General features: G+C 66.6%; 2 protein-coding genes. Both read left to right on the forward strand.

The genetic code is table 11. From position 1 onward, the window contains the following. Nucleotides 1-1,132: phosphoenolpyruvate carboxykinase (GTP) (locus tag JOZ00_RS03535; RefSeq protein ID WP_293339697.1), on the forward strand; the 1,132-nt coding region annotated here is incomplete at its 5' end. Between the two features lie 127 nt (nucleotides 1,133-1,259). Further along, nucleotides 1,260-2,557, forward strand: a 1,298-nt coding sequence (fadD4, locus tag JOZ00_RS03540; protein WP_293339699.1) for a fatty-acid--CoA ligase FadD4, incomplete at its 3' end; no start/stop codon positions are given.

Below are 2,557 nucleotides of genomic sequence, written 5' to 3' on the forward strand. Positions count from 1 at the left end.
GCGCATCGCGTCGGCGATGGCCCACGACGAGGGCTGGCTCGCCGAGCACATGCTGATCCTCAAGCTGATCTCGCCGGAGAACAAGGCCTACTACTTCGCCGCGGCGTTCCCGTCGGCGTGCGGCAAGACCAACCTCGCGATGCTGCAACCGACCATCCCGGGCTGGCGCGCCGAGACCCTCGGCGATGACATCGCCTGGATGCGGTTCGGCAAGGACGGCCGCCTCTACGCGGTCAACCCCGAGTTCGGTTTCTTCGGGGTCGCGCCGGGCACCAACTGGAAGTCCAACCCGAACGCGATGCGCACCATCGAGGCGGGCAACACCGTCTTCACCAACGTGGCGCTGACCGACGACAACGACGTGTGGTGGGAAGGCCTGGAAGGCGAGCCCGATCACTTGATCGACTGGAAGGGCAACGACTGGATCCTGCGCGAGACGGACACCAAAGCCGCGCACCCGAACTCGCGGTACTGCACCCCGATGTCCCAGTGCCCGATCCTGGCGCCGGAGTGGGACGACCCGCAGGGCGTGCCGATCTCGGGCATCCTGTTCGGCGCTCGCCGCAAGACCACGGTGCCGCTGGTGACCGAGGCGCGCGACTGGCAGCACGGCGTGTTCATGGGCGCCACCATGGGCAGCGAGCAGACCGCCGCCGCCGAAGGCAAGGTCGGAACCGTCCGCCGCGACCCGATGGCCATGCTGCCGTTCCTGGGCTACCACGTCGGTGACTACTTCCAGCACTGGCTCGACCTCGGCAAGAACTCCGATGAGTCCAAGATGCCGAAGGTGTTCTTCGTCAACTGGTTCCGCCGCGGCGACAAGGGCGAGTTCCTGTGGCCGGGCTTCGGCGAGAACAGCCGCGTGCTGAAGTGGATCGTCGACCGCATCGAGCACACGGCCGGTGGCCAGGACACCCCGATCGGTGTCGTCCCCACCGCCGCGGACCTGGACCTCGACGGCCTCGACGTGGACGCCGATGACGTCTCGAAGGCGTTGCGGGTCAACCCCGCCGAGTGGCGCGAAGAGCTGCCGCTGATCGAGGAGTGGTTCGAGTTCGTCGGCGACAAGCTGCCGACCGGCGTCAAGGACGAGTTCGAGGCGCTCAAGCAGCGGCTGGCCGAAGCCGACTAGTCATTTGAACAACGCCTCCGCCCCCGGCAGACCTTGCCGGGGGCGGAAGTGTTTTCACCGGGTGCGATTTGGGGGTCACCGGCGCCCACTTGACACCCGTCAAGTTTCGCGGCGGTAGAGTCTGCGCATGCAGATACGCGAGCATGTCGGCGCCGACAAACCCGCCATCATCCTTCACCCCTCTGGGACCGTGGTCACGTTCGACGAACTGGAGGCACGCGCCAACCGGCTCGCGCACCACTTCCGACAGGCCGGCCTGAAAGAGGGCGACGCCGTCGCGATCCTGATGGAGAACAACGAACACATCCACGCCGTCATGTGGGCGGCGCGACGCAGCGGCCTGTACTACGTGCCGATCAACACCCACCTGACCGCGGCCGAGGCCGCGTACATCGTCGAAAACAGCGCCGCCAAGGCGATCGTCGGTTCGGCGGCGATGCGCAAGGTCTGCGAGAACCTGGGCGAACACCTGCCCGGCGGCCTGCCCGACCTGCTGCTGATCGCCTGCGAAAAGGGGGAGGCCGATCTGCCCGGCTGGCAACGCTACCCCGAATGCGTTGCCGACCAACCGGATACGCCGATCGACGACGAGCGCGAAGGTGACCTGCTGCAGTACTCGTCGGGTACCACCGGCCGGCCCAAGGGCATCAAGCGCGAGCTGCCGCACGTCGCCCCTTCCGAGGCGCCGGGGATGATGTCGGCACTGGTCAGTTACTGGATGACCCCCGACTCCGTCTACCTGAGCCCGGCCCCGCTCTACCACACCGCGCCGTCGGTGTGGTCGATGAGCGCGCAGGCCGGTGGCGTCACCACGCTCGTCCTGGAGAAATTCGACCCCGAAGGCTGCCTCGACGCCATCGCGCGCCACCGGGTCACGCACGGGCAGTTCGTCCCGGCCATGTTCACCCGGATGCTGAAACTGCCTGAAGCGGTTCGCGATTCGTACGACCTGTCCAGCCTGCAACGGGTGATGCACGCCGCGGCGCCGTGCCCGGTGGAGATCAAGAAGCAGATGATCGACTGGTGGGGGCCGATCATCGACGAGTACTACGCGTCCTCCGAGGCGATCGGATCGACGTTGATCAGCGCCGAGGAATGGCTGGCCCACCCCGGCTCGGTCGGCAAACCGATGGCGTGCGAGATACACATCATCGACGAGGGCGGCAACGAGCTGCCGCCCGGGCAGGCCGGCGAAATCTATTTCGCGGGTGGGTATTCCTTCGAATACCTCAACGACGAGGCGAAGACGGCAGCGTCGCGCGACCAGCACGGCTGGGTGACGGTCGGCGACGTCGGCTACCTCGACGACGAGGGCTACCTCTATCTGACCGACCGGCGCCACCACATGATCATCTCGGGCGGGGTGAACATCTACCCGCAGGAGACCGAGAACCTTCTCGTCACCCATCCAAAGGTGTTGGACGC

This window comes from Mycobacterium sp. (assembly GCF_019243155.1).
Classification (GTDB): Bacteria; Actinomycetota; Actinomycetes; order Mycobacteriales; family Mycobacteriaceae; genus Mycobacterium.